The 16206-nt window shown below is 65.9% G+C and carries 16 protein-coding genes and 1 pseudogene; 8 read left to right on the plus strand and 9 right to left on the minus strand.

Translation table 11 applies throughout. The annotated features are described in order from the left end of the window. Positions 1-94: 94 nt before the first annotated feature. The 4 genes and pseudogenes from VIQ49_RS03675 to VIQ49_RS03690 form a co-directional block, all read left to right on the plus strand. Complete coding sequence (locus tag VIQ49_RS03675) at positions 95-889, plus strand: TetR/AcrR family transcriptional regulator (RefSeq protein WP_331880863.1); 795 nt, start codon at positions 95-97, stop codon at positions 887-889. A gap of 76 nt (positions 890-965) precedes the next feature. Beyond that, positions 966-1712: a ThuA domain-containing protein gene (locus tag VIQ49_RS03680; protein ID WP_331880865.1), complete on the plus strand. Its 747-nt coding sequence runs from the start codon at positions 966-968 to the stop codon at positions 1710-1712. Between the two features lie 144 nt (positions 1713-1856). Then, the gene (locus VIQ49_RS03685; RefSeq protein ID WP_331880868.1) at positions 1857-2162 is read left to right on the plus strand and encodes a hypothetical protein; all 306 of its coding nucleotides are present in this window, start codon (positions 1857-1859) and stop codon (positions 2160-2162) included. 47 nt (positions 2163-2209) lie between these two features. After that, positions 2210-2440, plus strand: a pseudogene (locus VIQ49_RS03690) (alcohol dehydrogenase catalytic domain-containing protein); the annotation flags it as partial. A gap of 90 nt (positions 2441-2530) precedes the next feature. Here VIQ49_RS03690 and VIQ49_RS03695 read toward each other — a convergent pair. Then, positions 2531-3832 (minus strand): TrpB-like pyridoxal phosphate-dependent enzyme, encoded by a 1302-nt coding sequence (locus tag VIQ49_RS03695; protein ID WP_331880871.1) that lies wholly within the window; start codon positions 3830-3832, stop codon positions 2531-2533. 93 nt (positions 3833-3925) lie between these two features. Between VIQ49_RS03695 and VIQ49_RS03700 the strand changes: the two genes are divergently transcribed. Beyond that, a complete protein-coding gene (locus tag VIQ49_RS03700) occupies positions 3926-4831 on the plus strand; it encodes an alpha/beta hydrolase (protein ID WP_331880874.1) in 906 nt (301 codons plus the stop codon). Here the strand turns inward: VIQ49_RS03700 and VIQ49_RS03705 are convergent. The 3 genes from VIQ49_RS03705 to VIQ49_RS03715 form a co-directional block, all read right to left on the minus strand. After that, complete coding sequence (locus VIQ49_RS03705) at positions 4828-6372, minus strand: hypothetical protein (protein ID WP_331880877.1); 1545 nt, start codon at positions 6370-6372, stop codon at positions 4828-4830. The two genes, VIQ49_RS03700 and VIQ49_RS03705, sit on opposite strands and share 4 nt — an antisense overlap. A gap of 149 nt (positions 6373-6521) precedes the next feature. Beyond that, on the minus strand, positions 6522-7316 hold the full coding sequence (locus tag VIQ49_RS03710) for an LLM class F420-dependent oxidoreductase (RefSeq protein WP_331880880.1): 795 nt from the start codon (positions 7314-7316) through the stop codon (positions 6522-6524). A 21-nt stretch (positions 7317-7337) separates the two neighbouring features. Next, entirely contained in the window at positions 7338-8768 is a 1431-nt protein-coding gene (locus VIQ49_RS03715; protein WP_331880882.1) for an NAD(P)/FAD-dependent oxidoreductase, read from the minus strand. 127 nt (positions 8769-8895) lie between these two features. On the opposite strand from VIQ49_RS03715, the gene VIQ49_RS03720 reads away from it, so the two are divergent. Continuing rightward, positions 8896-10974: a PhoX family protein gene (locus VIQ49_RS03720; RefSeq protein WP_414731567.1), complete on the plus strand. Its 2079-nt coding sequence runs from the start codon at positions 8896-8898 to the stop codon at positions 10972-10974. 160 nt (positions 10975-11134) lie between these two features. Continuing rightward, a complete protein-coding gene (locus tag VIQ49_RS03725) occupies positions 11135-11293 on the plus strand; it encodes a hypothetical protein (protein WP_331880885.1) in 159 nt (52 codons plus the stop codon). A gap of 39 nt (positions 11294-11332) precedes the next feature. Here VIQ49_RS03725 and VIQ49_RS03730 read toward each other — a convergent pair whose 3' ends face one another. From VIQ49_RS03730 to ggh, 3 genes are all read right to left on the minus strand, one after another. Then, the gene (locus VIQ49_RS03730) at positions 11333-11953 is read right to left on the minus strand and encodes a TetR/AcrR family transcriptional regulator (protein WP_331880888.1); all 621 of its coding nucleotides are present in this window, start codon (positions 11951-11953) and stop codon (positions 11333-11335) included. Further along, entirely contained in the window at positions 11953-12996 is a 1044-nt protein-coding gene (locus tag VIQ49_RS03735; protein WP_331880891.1) for an alpha/beta fold hydrolase, read from the minus strand. The genes VIQ49_RS03730 and VIQ49_RS03735 overlap by 1 nt, the downstream gene beginning before the upstream one ends. Positions 12997-13057: 61 nt before the next feature. Further along, on the minus strand, positions 13058-14398 hold the full coding sequence (gene ggh, locus VIQ49_RS03740) for a glucosylglycerate hydrolase (protein ID WP_331880915.1): 1341 nt from the start codon (positions 14396-14398) through the stop codon (positions 13058-13060). 113 nt (positions 14399-14511) lie between these two features. Here ggh and VIQ49_RS03745 point away from each other — a divergent pair, with 113 nt between their 5' ends. Beyond that, entirely contained in the window at positions 14512-15192 is a 681-nt protein-coding gene (locus tag VIQ49_RS03745; RefSeq protein ID WP_331880894.1) for an SDR family oxidoreductase, read from the plus strand. A gap of 128 nt (positions 15193-15320) precedes the next feature. On the opposite strand, the gene VIQ49_RS03750 is transcribed toward VIQ49_RS03745, so the two are convergent. Both VIQ49_RS03750 and VIQ49_RS03755 read right to left on the minus strand, forming a co-directional pair. Beyond that, the gene (locus VIQ49_RS03750; RefSeq protein ID WP_331880898.1) at positions 15321-15695 is read right to left on the minus strand and encodes a nuclear transport factor 2 family protein; all 375 of its coding nucleotides are present in this window, start codon (positions 15693-15695) and stop codon (positions 15321-15323) included. Positions 15696-15805: 110 nt separating this feature from the next. Beyond that, positions 15806-16206: DNA starvation/stationary phase protection protein (locus VIQ49_RS03755; RefSeq protein ID WP_331880901.1), on the minus strand; the 401-nt coding region annotated here is incomplete at its 5' end.

The raw sequence follows: 16206 nt of genomic DNA on the forward strand, positions 1-16206 counted from the left end.
CATGTCAGGCAAAGGGCCGGGCCGGGATCCCGCCACCTGCCCAAAGGGGTAACTTTGGGATCAATCCAGTGATCCAGGGCCGAGGAGGACCGCTGTGCCACGACGAAGCAGCAGCACGGACAGCACAACCGCAGCAGCCGACGGTGCCGAAGCCGACCGGTTGGGCTGGGACTCGTCCCCTGCCGCCGACGACGTCTCCGCGCCCCTCGTCACCACGAACGAGGTCGAACCCGACCCCGACGAGGTGCCGCACACCCCGCCGCCACCCCAGACCAAGGGTTCCGCTCATCGGCCCTCACGGCGGCATCTCATCGTGAAGGCAGCGGTCCGGGTGTTCTCGAAGAAGGGGTTCGCCGAGGCCTCGATCCAGGAGATCGCGGAAGAGGCCGGCATGGTCCCGACCGCCGTCTACTACCACTTCGCCAGCAAGGAAGAGCTGTTCGAGAGCGCGCTGGGTTACGCGATGGACGCAAGCTCCGCGGCCGCCCAGGCGGCCCGCCCAGACGACGTCTCAGGCGATGCCGAATCCTTCAAGGACGTCGTGTCGGCGGTCTGGGACTGGACGGCCGAGCATCCCAACTCCGCGCGAATGCTCTTCCTGCAGATGGCCGGCGGCGCAACACCGGGCACGCGGTTGCTCACCAAGGAATACGAGGAACGCCACATCCGGCGCGCGTTCGACTACTTCCCGGTCGACGAGACACCGGCCAACAAGCGGTCGGCCGCCGCGCAGCAGGCGGCGCGCTCACTGCGGGTCCGGACGATGATCGCCACCACCATCGCCATCCAGCCGCTCCGTATCGAGGGCGGACCACTCTCCAACATCTCGGTACCCCGGCTGCGATCGGCGACGACGGATGTGTGCTCGAAAATGATCGAAGGTCGCTGAACACTCTCACCAGCGGCACACCTGTCAAGTAACTTGACTGCATCACCAGTTGAATTACTCGGATAGGAGCATGGCCATGCGCATTGCGGCTTTCACCGGCGGGCACTCATTCGATCGCGACGCCTTTGCCGATTTCCTGGACTCGCTGCCCGGCGAGGTCACCTGGCACGAGCATCCGGACGCCGACCTGGGTCCGGCCGACCTCGAGGCATTCGACGTCTCGCTCCACTACGACATGCCCGGCACCCTGCCCACACCGTCGGATCCGCCGGCCGCACTCCGCGCCGCGGTCGCCGCGGCACCGGAGACCGGACACGGCTACGTGGTGCTCCACCACGCCATCGCATCCTGGGCGGACCGGGACGGATGGGCGGAGTTCGTCGGCGGTCGGTACCTGTACCGACCCGGCGTCGTCCGCGGCGTCCAGTGCCCCGATTCCGGCTATCGCCATGCCGTGGAGCAGCGGATCTCTGTCGTCGACACCGCGCATCCGGTGGTGTCCGGCCTCCCGTTGACGTTCGACCTTGTCGACGAGACCTACCTTTGCGAGGTCTTCGAGGACGACCTGACCCCACTATTGCGCACCGACGCGGAGATGACCGACGCGGTGCACTGGTCGACGGTGCTCGCGATGGCCGGCCGGCGCGACGAGCGGGAAGGATGGCATCACCGGCCGGGATCTGCGCTCGTGGGGTGGACCAAGACCAACGGGCGCAGTCGGCCGGCCTACCTGCAACCGGGCGACAAGGCCCCCACGCTGTCCGATCCCCTCTACCGGCGGCTCGTGGCCGGCGCCCTCGAATGGGCCGCACGACAGCGCTGACGGCGACCTCATCCCGGCCCGCCCCACTTCGCCTCACCAGTTTTTGGAGACAGCCTAAAGAAGTATGCTCACGATCACGCTTCGCTGCTGCAGTTAGTGCATTCGGTACCAAGTAAGACCGTTCCAGCCGACAAGGAGAACGTGATGCGACAGATCAAGCATTCGATGAGCCGCGCAATCTACGAGTTCGACGAAGACTTCAACGTTCTGGTGACCACCAAGGACGGCAAGACCGGGACTTTCGATCCCGAGGGCCGATACCTGCACGGCGAGGTCAAGTCGGTGGACCCCGAGATGGCCCGGTGGGTGGGACTCGGTCCGCGAGAACCGGTTCCGATCACCCAGAACCGGCGATTCATGGGTGCGGCGAAGCTGCTCGAGAAGATGCAGGCCCACAAAATGGCAGACGAGGCCCGCGCGATCGCGCTGGAACAGGGAGGCAAACTGTGACCAACATCGAAGAGCGCCCGGCCGGCAGGCCCGCCGACGACGGTTTCATCGACAACGGCACGGGCTACCAGCGACTGCTCGACACCGACACCCAGTCCGTGCTGGTCTACGGACCGTGGGGATGTGGGCTCTGCCATTCGTGTGCAAAGGGCGACGAGAACAACTGTGTTCACGGCATCAAAGCACCCGGCATCTTCCGGCCCGGCGCGATGGCCGAGTTCATGATCGTCGACGACGCCCGCCACCTGGTGCCACTGGGCACCTCGATCCCGTCGGCTACCTCACGGTTCCCCTCAGAACCCCAAAGTGGTGGGTTCTGGTGAGGCCGACCTGCGCGAATGCTCACCAAAACCCACCAATTTCGGGGGCTACATGGTTCCGTTGAGGTAGGCCGCGTAGGCCGGCAAGTCCAGCTGGCCGTGGCCGCTGAGCCCGATGACGATGACCTCTTCAGTGTCCGAGTCTCGTACGCGGTCCACGGCAGCCGCGATCGCGTGGGTGGATTCCGGTGCCGGGACGATGCCCTGCGTCCGGGCGAAGAGCACACCCGCCGCGAACGCGTCTTTCTGCTCGATGGCCACGCCCTCCACGAAGCCGAGTTCGACGGTGTGGCTCAAGGCCGGCGACATCCCGTGGTAGCGGAGGCCACCGGCGTGAATGGGGTCGGGTACGAAGTCCATACCCAGCGTATGCATCTTGAGCAGGGGTGTCAGTCCCGCGACATCGCCGTGGTCGTAGCGGTATTCGCCCTTGGTGATCGACGGACAGGCAGCCGGCTCGGCGGCGACGATCTTCGGATTCGACCGCCCGTGGATCTGCTCGCGGATGAACGGGAACGCCAGTCCGGCGAGGTTGGATCCACCGCCGGCACAACCGAAGACGTAATCGGCACCACCGGACTCCACCAGTGCGAGCTGATCGACAGCTTCCTGACCGATGACACTCTGATGCAGCACCACGTGATTGAGGACGCTACCGAGCGCATAGCGGGCACCGGGATCCTTCACCGCCGCTTCCACCGCCTCGCTGACCGCCATTCCGAGACTGCCGGTGGTGTCAGGACTCTCCTTCAGGATCGCGCGACCGGCCTCGGTGAGCTCCGATGGACTCGAATGCAGTGTTCCGCCATAGGTTTCGATGAGGTGACCGCGGTACGGCTTCGATTCATACGAGGCCCGCACCTGCCACACCTCGACGTCGATACCGAACAAGGCGCCCGCGAACGCCAAAGCGCTACCCCACTGGCCGGCGCCGGTCTCGGTGGTCAGCCGGGTGACACCGTCGACCGAGTTGTAATACGCCTGTGCCACTGCCGAGTTGGTCTTGTGGCTGCCGACCGGGCTGACACCCTCGTACTTCACGTAGATCCGCGCCTTGGTCCCCAGCGCATCCTCGAAACGCCGGGCGCGGATCAGCGGCGAGGGCCGCCACATCTTGTAGATCTCGCGGACCGGCTCGGGGATCTCGATGTAGGTCTCCGAGGACACCTCCTGCGCGATGAGTCCCGCCGGGAACAGCGGCGCGAGATCATCGGGGCCGACCGGCTCCCTGGTGCCCGGATGCAGATGGGGCGGGATCGGCTCGGGCAACTCCGCTGCCAGGTTGTACCAGTGTGTCGGGACGTCCACGCTGATCACGTCGGAAGTGGCCTGGGGGATCTCAGTAGTCATGCATACGACTTTAGGTCGTGCCGGCAACACCGTCACCCGGGTTTAGGCCGAACCGATCCGGGTGCCCGCGATACCGCGCTAGCATCCCAGACGATGATCACCCGTATTCGTGACCGCCAGGCATTTCACCCTGACCTGCGCTTGTACTCACTGTTCATTCCGCAACGTCTGGTCACGCCAAAGACCCTGCCGGTGGTCCGGAGACTCTCGAAGCTGATCCGCGGAAGCTCCGACGCCACCGTCCACCAGGTGGCCCCCGGGGTGAGTGTGCGGCTGTTCCGGCCGGCCACACCGGCCGCAGTACCGGGGCCGGCAATCCTGTGGATCCACGGTGGGGGCATGGTGATGGGTACCGCGGCGCAGGACGATGCCACCTGCAGCCATTTTGCCGCTGCGGTGGGCGCCACGGTCGCATCTGTCGAGTACCGGTTGGCCCCTGAACACCCGTACCCCATCCCGGTGGAGGACTGTTACGCCGCACTCCGATGGCTTGCCGAACAACCCGAGGTCGACGCCGATCGGATCGCGGTCGCGGGCGCCAGCGCCGGTGGCGGACTGGCCGCGACCGTCGCGGTGGTCGCCCACGACCGCGGTGAGATCACCCCTGCCATGCAGTTGCTGGTCTATCCGATGCTTGACAACCGCTCGCTGACGCCCGATGAACGTCACCGGCTGTGGGACGCGAAGAGCAACCGCTTCGGTTGGGAGAGCTACCTCGGTGATGCCTCTCCGGAAGCCGCGGTCCCGGCCCTCCGCGCCGATCTGAGTGGACTGGCCCCGGCCTGGATCGGCGTCGGGTCACTGGACTTGTTCTACGACGAGGACCTGGCCTACGCCGCACGGCTGGAGGCGGCCGGAGTGCCCTGCACGGTGGAGGTGGTGCAGGGTGCCTTCCACGGCTTCGACGCGGTCGCCCGTTCACGTGTTGCCGCGGAGTTCCTGGCCGCCCAGACCAAGGCCCTGCGGTCCGCATTGCGTCGCGGCGAACGCCAGGACTAGTAGATCGCGGCCCGGTCCGGGTCGAAGTAGTGGCCGATCCGGCGGGCGGCGAGCTGACGGAAGATCTCGCCCGCCGCCGAGGGCCAGGCGGACGTGGTCACCGACTCGCTGGCGCGAAGGATCGTCACGGTGATGAGCCCGACGCGCCCCAATGACGTGTCGAATCCGCTCGGCGCGCCCCAGCCCTTGTTGCTCAGCAGGACACCGGCGGTGTGGTTCACCAGCCACTCCCGGGGTCCGGTGATGCCCGGCAGTTCGACGTAGATGGCCTCGGGCGCCCCGACGATCGAGCCGACAAAATCGGAACCATCGGTGGCGGCCCGTTCCGCAACCGCCGACAACACCGTGAAAAGCCAATGCTCACGGGCACTCTCATCGGCCCGGAGCGCGGGGTCGACCGACTCGATGAAGAACTCGGCGCCCACACCCAGCATCGAACCACCAGGTACCGGACCGTATGCGGTGATCGTTCCGCCACCGGTCAGGCTCGGTGCCGACAATCCGTCGGTGGCGATCAGGGTGGTGCGATCACGTCGCACCGCCCGATAGGCACGCGTTCCGCCCGGCCACAGAACCCCCGCCGGGTCGATGGGTGCCAGGGGCGCCTCGTAGAGGTGTCCGACGCTGCGCCACAGGTTGTCCCTGGCCGCCTGGGCCTCGCGCGCACCGGGCACATCCGCGGTGGACTCGGGCTCACCTCGGCCGGCGACTGCAACGCCTCCACGGTGCACCGGGGTCGGGGCAGACGGTATCTGGCTCGCCTGATGGGCCCGCTGGAAGGACCGTTGGGTGAAGGCCATCTCGTTCGCGTCGGGAGTCATTGCCGGGGTGGGTATCTCGACCACACCGTCGTCGGCGACGAGGAAGATCAGCCGCATCTGGCCACCGGCGCGCGACGGGTCGGCCGGTACCTGGGTGAAGACCCGCCATCCGGCCTGAATGCGTTGCGCGGTCAGCGAATACAAATTGTGGCCGACAAAGTCGACCCGCCGGACCCGGATGAAGTCGAGCGCGATGGCGACCGCCGCACCGGCGTCGGTGGCGTGGGAAGGCACCGACCCGGGATCCGGAAACGGGAAGTACGTTCCGGACAGCAACTGCGCCAACGGTATTCCGCCGACGTAGTCGATCAGCCATTGCGGCGCGGTTCGCGGGTACCGGAGCAGGTCGTCGCGATAGGACGCGGGATCGAAGATCAGTCCCGGATCGATCGGACCCATCTCCCCGTGGTCGTACCGAACCACCGGCGGGCCCGCACCCAGGGTGATCTCCAGGATCAGGGCCGCGTCGCGACCAGCCTGATAACGCCCGACCCGCAGATCCCGGGCCAGATCCAATGCGACCGGTGGAGCCGGTACCGGGTTCGGGGGCACCTGCCCGAAATAGGTGAGCGTGTAGCGGGTGGCGGTGCCGGCGAAGCTGAAACAGATCTTCGCACCGTTCGCTCCGGGCGGCGCAACGGCCTGGATCGAGTGTCCGATGGCGGCGATGAACTCGGCTTCAGGCAGCAGGCGAGCCTGAGACGTCGACCAATAAGTCATTGCATCCCACCTCGCTGCCTGCTTCGCCGGGCCCCCGCCGGCATGCCTGTTCGACACACCGATCGGGCGTACAGCGACCATTATCGCCGAAAAACATCCACTCGCCGCTCATCCGGGGTGGGTGAACTCGCGCCGGAACCCCCCCAGCGCTATGCGCCGTTGCGCCGATCCCGCCAGGCACACAGCTCGGTGACCAGCGACAGGTCGTAATCCGGGCCGTTGAGCCCGACGGTGAACAACGTGACACCCTCGTCGACGAGGCTGTCCGCCAAGGCGACGGTCTCGTCGAGGCTTCCCACACGGGACAGCTCGCTCGACCGGACGATCTCGCTCGGATCGCGCCCGATCGTCGCGCAATGATCGGCCAGGACCTGGGCTTTGTGCCGGTAGGTCTCGACATCGACAAGCGAATGCCAGTAGTGGGCGTGCTGGGCGACGTACTTGAGGGTCTTCTTCTCCCCGCCGCCGCCGATCAGGATCGGGATCTCGCGCGTCGGGGCCGGGTTGAGTTTCCCGAAACGGTCTTTGATCCTGGGCAGGGCCGCACCGAGGGCATCGAGCCGGCTGCCCGCGGTCCCGAACTCGTATCCGTACTCGGTGTAGTCACGTTCGAACCAGCCTGATCCGATTCCGAGGATGAGACGCCCATCGGAGATGTGGTCGACGGTGCGGGCCATGTCGGCGAGCAGTTCCGGATTGCGGTAGCTGTTACAAGTGACCAGGGCGCCGATCTGGATGTTCGACGTCTGCTCGGCCCAGGCACCGAGCATCGTCCAGCATTCGAAGTGCGCACCGTCGGGCTCGCCGTACAGCGGGAAGAAATGGTCCCAGTTGAATGCGATGTCGACGCCGGCGTCCTCGGACCGGAGCACCGCGTCGCGGAGGTCGGAATATGCGGCGTGCTGGGGCTGAAGCTGTACAGCGATCTGAATGGATGTGGTCATGCCGTCCAGTCTGCCTGAGACTCAGACTGAATTCTTTTGAGCCATCGCGGCTTCGGCCGCATACTTCCCGCACATTCCGTGGACTCCCCCACCCGGTGGCGTGGACGCCGAACACAGATACACCCCCGGCACCGGCGTTGCGTACGGTACCCGGGCGGCAATTGGCCTGGTGAATTGCTGCCGCAGATCCGAAATGCCCGAATTGATGTCGCCGCCTACGTAATTCGGGTTGTACACCGAATACTGCTTCGCCGTCATCGTGTGCCGAGCGATGACGACGTCCCGAAAGCCCGGTGCGCACCGCTCGATCTCCGCCTCCACGGCGGTGGTCATGTCGACGTCGCAGCCGTGCGGTACATGGCAATATGCCCAGGCAACGTGCTTGCCGTCCGGCGCCCGCGTCGGATCCAGCACAGACGGCGTACCGCCGATCAGGTTCGGGCGCCGCGGAAGTCGACCGGCCTGGACTGCTTTCTCGTTCTCCCGGATCTGGCTCTCGTTCTCCGCGATGTGGAACGTGACCGAGGATCCGGTGTGGGGATCGGACCACGGGATGGGTTCGGAGAGGGCGTAGTCGACCTTGAAAGTGCCGGGGCCGAAGCGAAACCTCCCGAGCCGGCCGCGATATCGGGCCGGTAGCCGCTCGCCCATGATCGCTGCAAACTGCCGGGGATCGACGTCGAAGAACTTCAGCGGCGCATCCGGCAGATCCTCGCACTTGTACACCGGGTGGTCGGTCTCGATGTGTCCGCCGAACTCACGAAGTCTGCCGGCCAGCGCATCGGCGATCGCCTGACTCCCGCCGCGCGCCAGCGGCCAGCCGCCGGAATGCACCAGCATCCCGAGCAGCAGACCCACGGCGGCCGTCGCGACCGCATCGGGTGGTCTGACCACGTGCGTGGCGATCGACGAGAACACCGTCCGCGTCCGCGGATCCCGAAAAGCGATCCGGTTGAACACATCTGCGCTCATCAGTGCCTGCGGACCGAACCTCGCGGCGACCAACGGGTGGCGCGGGATCCGGAGCGGCCCGAAGAAGTCCGCGAGCAGCTCCGCCGAATGCGCGGCCGCGTATCCCAGGGTTGCCGACCAGGCCCGGGCATCGCGTCCGAGGAACTCGGCGCTGCGGGCGAGGTCTGTGTACAGGGGCAACGCGGTGCCGTCACCGAACACGTGCGAGAGCCCCAACTCGGGGACGAGCCAACGCAGGCCGTGCCCGGAGAGGGCCATCGAATTGAATGCCGGCGATGCCATCCCGGTCGGGTGCACCACCGAGCACACGTCATGGCGAAAGCCCGGTTCTGTCAGTTCCGCTGTCCGGGTTCCGCCCCCGATCGTCGGTTGGGACTCGAGCACCAGCACCTTCCGGCCCGTCATCGCCAGGGTGAGCGCGGCCGACAAACCGTTCGGACCCGAGCCGACCACCACCGCGTCATACCCGTCTGCTCCCATATCCCCCAACGGTAGACCCCGGCGGACAAGACTTAACCGGTGATTCATCTCGGGTTCGGACGCCGGTTGGTTGCTCCGCCTAACGTTCGACCGGTTGCTCGACGTCTGACTACCAGGGGGACCCGCGGTGCGAATTCCGCTCACCATCATCGACAAGCACGAGGGCGCGTCCGCGCGTTCCATGGTCACCTGTCACTACAAGTGTGGCGACGCCTGCTGGCACGAACCACCCAACACCAGCAGTAACACCTACTTTCGTGACATCGCCCGCGGAGCCATCTCGCGGCGCTCGATCCTGCGCGGTTCGGCGGCCGCGGTGGTCGCGGTCGGCGCCACGTCGGCCCTGGCCGCCTGCGGCGACGACGGCGGGTCGTCGACCGGTGGCAGCAGCACCTCCGGAACCGGTCAGACCGGCTCGGCCGGCGCACCCACCGGGATGAACTTCGAACCGGTTGCACCGAATATCGAAGACGCCCTGCTGGTTCCGGCCGGCTACGAGCAGGCCGTGGTCATCAAGTGGGGCGATCCGGTGGTGCCCGGTGCCCCGGCATTCGACTTCGACAACCAGACCGCCGAAGCCCAGGAAAAGCAGTTCGGCTTCAACAACGACTTTGCGGGCCTGATCCCCATCGACGGGCAGGCCGGGCATTTCTACCTGGTGGTCAATCAGGAATACACAACCGAAGAGTTCATGTTCAAGGGCTACATGCCGAAAGAACCCACCGAACAGCAGGCCCGGGTCTCGATGGCCGCACACGGGATCACGGTGGTGGAGGTCCAGAGCGAAAGCGGTTCGGGCAAGCTGACACCCGTGGTCGGTGACCGCAACCGCCGACTCACCGCGATGAGCCCGTTCACCCTCACCGGTCCGGCAGCCGGCAGCGCGTTCGTGAAGACCGCAGCAGATCCGGCCGGCACAACAGTTCTCGGCACGATCGGCAACTGTTCCGGAGGACTGACACCGTGGGGCACGATGGTCTCCGGCGAGGAGAACTTCAACAACTACTTCACCGGCGCCGCATCGGTCACCGAACCCGTCGCAAAGGCACGTCTCGATCGCTACGGCTTCGACGACGAGGACGACTACCACCAGTGGGGCCGCTACGAAAGCCGCTTCGACCTGGCCCAGGAACCCAACGAGGGCAACCGATTCGGCTACATCGTGGAAGTCAACCCCCACGATCCGACCGCCACACCGATCAAGCACTCCTCGATGGGCCGGCTCAAGCACGAGGGCGCCAACATCTTCGTCACCGACGACGGCACCGTGGTCGCGTACACCGGCGACGACCAGAAGTTCGAGTACATCTACAAGTTCGTGTCCGACAAGAAGATCCAGCCCGGGCTAGGCGCCGCTGCGATGCAGCACAACATGACCATCCTGACCACCGGCACCCTGTACGTCGCCCAGCTGACGGGCAACGAGCCGGACAAGATCGATGGCAGCGGAAAACTCCCCGACTCGGGATCGTTCGCCGGCACCGGAACCTGGTTCCCGCTGCTGACGGTGACCAACGACGGCGCCCAGTCCCTCGTCGACGGAATGTCCGCCGAAGAGGTTGCGGTGTTCACCCGGCAGGCCGCCGACAAGGTCAATCCGACCAAGATGGACCGCCCCGAGGACATCGAGGCGCATCCGACAACCGGCAAGGTGTACTGCGCACTGACCAACAACGACGACCGCGGCACCGACGGCGAGGCCGCGGCCGATGAACCGAACCCGCGCAACGAGAACAAGAACGGCCAGATCATCGAGATCACCGACAACCACGCCGGCACCGACTTCACCTGGGATCTCCTGCTGGTCTGCGGCGATCCCGCAGCGGCCGACACCTACTACGGCGGTTTCGACAAGACCCAGGTCAGCCCGATCTCCTGCCCCGACAACGTCGCCTTCGACCCGCACGGCAACCTGTGGGTGTCCACCGACGGCAATGCCCTCGGCAACAACGACGGACTGTTCGCGGTCGCACTGGAGGGCGAGAACCGTGGTCAGACAAAGCAATTCCTGACCGTCCCGCGCGCGGCAGAGACCTGCGGTCCGATCATCGGGACCGATCGGGTCATCGTGTGTGTCCAGCATCCCGGCGAGGAAGACGAATACTCGGCCGACAAGCCGTACTCGCATTGGCCCGATGGCGGCGACAGCCAGCCGCGTCCGGCAGTGGTGTCGGTGTGGAAGTCCGGTGGTCAGATCGGTATGTGAGATCTGGGCAAGGACGCGGGTGCGCTGATCGCAGGTCTGTTCAGACCGGCATGAATGGGATATGTTTCCACCCGACATACTCGGGGGGGAAGTCTGCGCGTAGGAATGCGCCGGTCGCTGTTCGACCCCTCGCCATCACCAGCAACACGGAGGATCACTCATGACCGAGCAAGCCCAGGAACCCACCCGTATCCAGAAGATCATCGGGACGGTTGTCATCAAGGCTTACCAGCTCAAGCAGAAGATCAAGCCGGCTCCGGCCGCACCCGCGACACCGCCGGCCGCCCCGCAGCAGCCTGAAGGCGGCCCGGCCAACTGAGGTCTGCCGCCGGACGGCGGGCAGGGATCTTCTCGACCATCAGGTGAACAGCTTCTCCATCGCATCGACCACCTGCGTGGCGAGACAGTCCCCGGCGGTGGTGTCACCGCCGAGCCAACGGAACAACGCCTGCTGGAACAGGCCGTCGATCAGTGCGTACGCCTGCGGTGACGTCAGCCCAGGCGACGCCTGATCGAGCTCACAGAAGCGGGTGACCACCCGCCAGATCATGTCTTCGAGACCCTGCTCGATCTCCCCGACCGCCGGCCGGAAACTCTCGTCGAAATAGCTCTGTGCCCGCATGTCGTACCAGAGCCGGTGCATCGAGGCGTCTTCGACGACGGTGTCCCTCATCGCCGCGCCGAAGCGGACACACAGGTCGGCCGGACTGTTCGCAGTTCCCAGGGCAGCGTCGTACCGGGTCACGCATTCGGCCTTGTATTCGCGGACGACAAAGATCATGAGCTCGTTCTTGTCCGCGAAGTAGTAGTGCAGGACGCCGTGTGTGAAATCCGAATTGTTCGCGATGTCACGCAGACTCGTATTGGCGTAACCGCGCTGCGCCAGGGTCAACAACGCCGACTTGGCGAGCTCTCGGCGACGGTCCCCGAACTTGTCAGGACGCCGCTCCGGTCGCGACTTCCTCGTGGGCGTACTCATCAACGGGATTCTAGAGCCCGGAGATGCCCGTAACCAACACGCATCTGGCCGTCACGCGATGTCCCAAGTCTGTCGAGAACTCGATTGCCGATCATGAATTTCCGGCGCAGGTGGCCGACGATCAATTCTCCGACGACCTCGGGGCGTTCGAGATGCAGAAAGTGCCCGGCATCGGCCACCACGTGGGTCTCGCTGCCCGCCGGCAGAACCTTTGCCGCACGTCCGGCGAATCCGGATTGCATGCAGCCATCGACCTCGCCGTGGAGATACAACAGCGGCGTCAGCACCCGACCGAATGCCGCGGACCGCATCCGGTGGTCGCGGCCGTCGCCACGGGCCGGCCGCAGCGTCGCCCGGTAGTAACCGAGCACCGCACTGCGATGTCCCCTATCCGGAAGCGCGGCGAAGACCTGCCGCACGTCGCCGTCGGCGTCGTAGCCCGGCGACCAGCGGCGCCAGAGCAGCGGTATCAATCGGTCCAGTGATCGTTCCGACATCCTCGGCACCTGGACGAACATCATGTACCAGCTCATCACCGACTGACGAGCGAGCAACTTCACCAGTTGGGCTGTGTTGTCCGACACCGAGGTGAATGCCCCGACCGGTGGCACCGCCATCGACACCACCGCCGCGTACGGGGAATCCCCGTACGCAGCAAGCCCGTTGGCTGTGAGCGCGCCCCAGTCGTGGCCGATCACCACCGCCCGGTTGTCCGCCTCGAGCACCCGATGGATTTCGATGGCGTCGGACATCAGCGCACCCACGTGATAGTCGCCGTCCACCGCCACCGTCGACGGCGCATATCCCCGGGTGAAGGGCGCCACGACGCGATACCCCTGTGCCGCCAGCAGGGGGCCCAGGTGCCGCCAGCTGTGCGCCGTATCAGGAAACCCGTGCAGACACAGCGCAAGTGGGCCGTCAACGGGCCCCCAAGCGAACGCACGCAGCGTGACCGCCGGCAACTCCAAGGTGATCGCCTCGGCGCCGTCGGGGACGCCGGGGTCTGATCGACGATGTTCGGACGGTTTGCCTTCGGTGGCCATCGGACCACTCAAGTCGAAGACCCGGCCAATTGTCCAGACCCGCGACAGCGCAGAGTTCTGGTCAGTCGAGCCAGTCGAGTACCGCGGCGGCCGTCCACGACTGCTGCATACTCCCCAGCGGTGCGCCGGTGAATGGTTCGTAGTACTCGGCAAACGACCCGTCCTGGGCCTGCCGCAGACCTTCTTCGCGCAGACGCGCCGACCGTTCCGTCCACCCTCGTCGGGCAAAAGCCCACGAGAACAGCCACGTCATCACGGGCCAGACCGGACCACGCCAGTACTCGCGCGGTTTGAAGTCCGCGGAAATCGGTGATGTGGACGGGGGCACCGCGTATTTCAGATCCGGATGCCCGCAGAAGCGTGGACCCTCGAAGAGCCGCAGCAGGGCACGCTCCCGATCCCGGGGCAGACCGCCACAGAGCAGCGGCGCGAACATCGCGATGGTCTCGGTGTTGATCCATCGGTCCGCGCGGATGTCGAAGTCCCGTGCGGCCCCGTTGCGTTCCGAGGCCGATGCGGCGACCCCGGCCCGGAAGCGATCGGACCAGGCCCGCAGGTCCCGGATGTCGGCACGTGGTTTGGAGTAGTCCTCGCCGATCGCGGCCAGCACGTCGCAGGCGACCGCGAAGATCGCACTGACGAACACATCCTCGATCGCGAAACTCATCACGTCGGGCAGGACGGCGTCGTCGTAGTTGGCGCGCTTCATCTGCTCGACGAGCCACAGATACCGGTCGTATTCGATGTCGGTGGGACGCATCGATGCATCCGCTCCGTGTGAGAGATCCGCCCGGGTGTACGCCGGGAGATCGGCACCGGGGATCACGTTGTCGTAGGCCGCGTCCCACCGCGGAGAGTTGTCCATCCCGGACTCCCACCCGTGATAGAGCGTGATCCGGCCGCGGCCCTTCGGATCGCGCGCGTGCGCCAGCCACCGGTGCCAGCGCACCAGGTCTCCCCACCGTCGGTCGAGGAACTCCGCCGCCACCGACCGGGTGGTCCGTCCCTGACGGCGGGAATGATCGAGGATCCGCTGGACGGCGATCGCGTGCACGGGCGGCTGCGTGATGCCCGAGGTATGCGGTGCCCGCGGCGCGTTGAACGCCAGGTCGGCGCACTCCCATCGCGCCGGGCCGGGGAAGTAGCCGTCACGGCCGTTGGCGAACACGATGTGAGGGATCATCCCGTTGCCCCACTGCGCCGAGAGCAGCGTGTCCATCTCGACCACTGCGCGCTCGACGCTCAGCGGCGCCAGACCCACCGTGACAAACGCGGCGTCCCAACTCCACATGTGCGGATAGAGACGCGGCGCCGCACTGGTCATCGTCCCCAGATCGTTGCCGCGCAGGAGGTACGCCGCGCGCGCGGACAATTGTGTGTTCGTGAAGCCGGAGTATCCCACGCTCCACATTCTGACTCCCCGAACCCGGTTCTGCCCGGCCTGGTCGTCCGACCCGCCGGTCATCGGTGTCGCGGCACTCCGGACACCGGTGTCGGGACACTAAGGTCGAACACATGCCAACAGCGTTGATCACCGGCGCCAGCCGCGGCCTGGGTGCGGCCATCGCCCACCGGCTCGCCCCCACTCATGACCTCTTGCTCGGCGGCCGTCCCTCAACCGAACTCGACAACATGGCGCTCGCGCTCGACGGGGCGAGTACCTGGCCGGTCGAGTTGACCGATCCCGAGGAACTCGAGGCCGCGACCGAGGCGATCAGCTCACTCGACGTGCTGGTCCACAGTGCCGGCGTGATCAGCTGGGGCACCATCGAAGACTCCCCCGCCGACGAGTGGCGACGGGTCCTGGAGGTCAATCTCATTGCGGCCGCCGAACTCACCCGGCTGTTGCTGCCGGCTCTGCGCAACGCCGGCGGCCATGTGGTGTTCATCAACTCGGGCGCCGGCCGACACGTGAACCCCGGATGGGGTGTCTACGCGGCCAGCAAGTTCGGGCTGCGTGCACTGGCCGATGCGGTGCGGGTGGAAGAACCGGCACTGCGGGTCACCTCGATCTTCCCGGGCCGGATCGACACCGACATGCAGGCCGAACTCAACGCGATGGAAAGCGGCGGCGACTACGACGGCACCCGCCATCTGCGGCCGGAGACCGTGGCCGCGGCTGTGGTCACCGCGATCCACACCCCCGTCGACGCACATCCGCACGAGATCGTTCTCAAACCCACCGGGCGCCGCTGACAGCCGCCACAAATTCGCTCCACCTGCCTTCGTTCGATCCACGTGCAACAGGAGCAGACGTCGGTAAGCGGAGCGAACTCGGTGGGCGTTCGAATCCGGCGACCTGTAGTTCCCGACGGCGCACGGAACTACAGTTGCTGCAGATCCTCGGGACGCCACACCGCGCGCATCGTCTTGATCTTGCCTTCATCGTCGAACACCATGATGTCGACCGGGGTGATCTTGAACGACATCCCCGCGGTCTCGGTGATCAAACTGAACTCGAAGACCGCGGTGTCGCCGGCGATCTTGGTCCAGTGCAGTTCTGCGGTGGCCTTGTCCATCCCGGCGATCACGCCGTAGAACTCGACAAGCGCCTCACGGGTGTCCCGGATGTCGGCGCCGATGGGGTCTTCGACGGTGGCACCGTCGGCATAGAGGTCGGCGACCTGATCAGGCGTGCCGTTCGCGACCAGGTCGACATACGACTCGACAATCTTCTGCAACTCCTCGACACTCGCCATCTGGCGTCTCCCTCGATCTAATAGAACGTGTTCTAGTTTCGAGGCAGAACATTACCCCATCGGCACCATGTGCCGACGGGGAATGAGACTTCGGTGGGGACTATGCCGAGTCAGCGACTCTTGTCTGCTGCCGCTGCCTCGGTCTTGGTGCCGGCATTGGCCAGCTCACCCGAGGAGTTCTCCAGATGCGCCCGCACGAACCAGTGGAACTTCTCGAGTTCGGCGGTCTGGCCGATGAGGATGTCCTCGGTGACCGGGTCGATCTCGCCGGCGGTTGCGATCGCCTCGCGCTGCGAGGTGATGAAACCGACGTACACCAGGTCAAGTGCACCGAGGTGCGCCTGCACGGTGTCGCGGCCCACGGAGTAGTCCTTCCAGGACCGATCGTCTTCGATGGCCTTGGCAGTGCCGTTGGGCGATCCACCCAGCGTCGCGATTCTCTCCGCGAGGGTGTCCGCGTACCCGCGGGCCAACTCGACCTGTGGATCGATCATCTCGTGGACACCGATGA

Source organism: Williamsia sp. (assembly GCF_036566845.1).
Taxonomy (GTDB): domain Bacteria; phylum Actinomycetota; class Actinomycetes; order Mycobacteriales; family Mycobacteriaceae; genus Williamsia.

Bases quoted from the DNA above. Each gene is read 5' to 3' on its own strand.
- VIQ49_RS03710 (WP_331880880.1), bottom strand. From the start codon at position 7,316: ATGACCACATCCATTCAGATCGCTGTACAGCTTCAGCCCCAGCACGCC.
- VIQ49_RS03745 (WP_331880894.1), top strand. From the start codon at position 14,512: ATGCCAACAGCGTTGATCACCGGCGCCAGCCGCGGCCTGGGTGCGGCC.
- VIQ49_RS03725 (WP_331880885.1), top strand. From the start codon at position 11,135: ATGACCGAGCAAGCCCAGGAACCCACCCGTATCCAGAAGATCATCGGG.
- VIQ49_RS03685 (WP_331880868.1), top strand. From the start codon at position 1,857: ATGCGACAGATCAAGCATTCGATGAGCCGCGCAATCTACGAGTTCGAC.
- VIQ49_RS03700 (WP_331880874.1), top strand. From the start codon at position 3,926: ATGATCACCCGTATTCGTGACCGCCAGGCATTTCACCCTGACCTGCGC.
- VIQ49_RS03705 (WP_331880877.1), bottom strand. From the start codon at position 6,372: ATGACTTATTGGTCGACGTCTCAGGCTCGCCTGCTGCCTGAAGCCGAG.
- VIQ49_RS03730 (WP_331880888.1), bottom strand. From the start codon at position 11,953: ATGAGTACGCCCACGAGGAAGTCGCGACCGGAGCGGCGTCCTGACAAG.
- VIQ49_RS03750 (WP_331880898.1), bottom strand. From the start codon at position 15,695: ATGGCGAGTGTCGAGGAGTTGCAGAAGATTGTCGAGTCGTATGTCGAC.
- VIQ49_RS03735 (WP_331880891.1), bottom strand. From the start codon at position 12,996: ATGGCCACCGAAGGCAAACCGTCCGAACATCGTCGATCAGACCCCGGC.
- VIQ49_RS03695 (WP_331880871.1), bottom strand. From the start codon at position 3,832: ATGACTACTGAGATCCCCCAGGCCACTTCCGACGTGATCAGCGTGGAC.
- VIQ49_RS03715 (WP_331880882.1), bottom strand. From the start codon at position 8,768: ATGGGAGCAGACGGGTATGACGCGGTGGTGGTCGGCTCGGGTCCGAAC.
- VIQ49_RS03680 (WP_331880865.1), top strand. From the start codon at position 966: ATGCGCATTGCGGCTTTCACCGGCGGGCACTCATTCGATCGCGACGCC.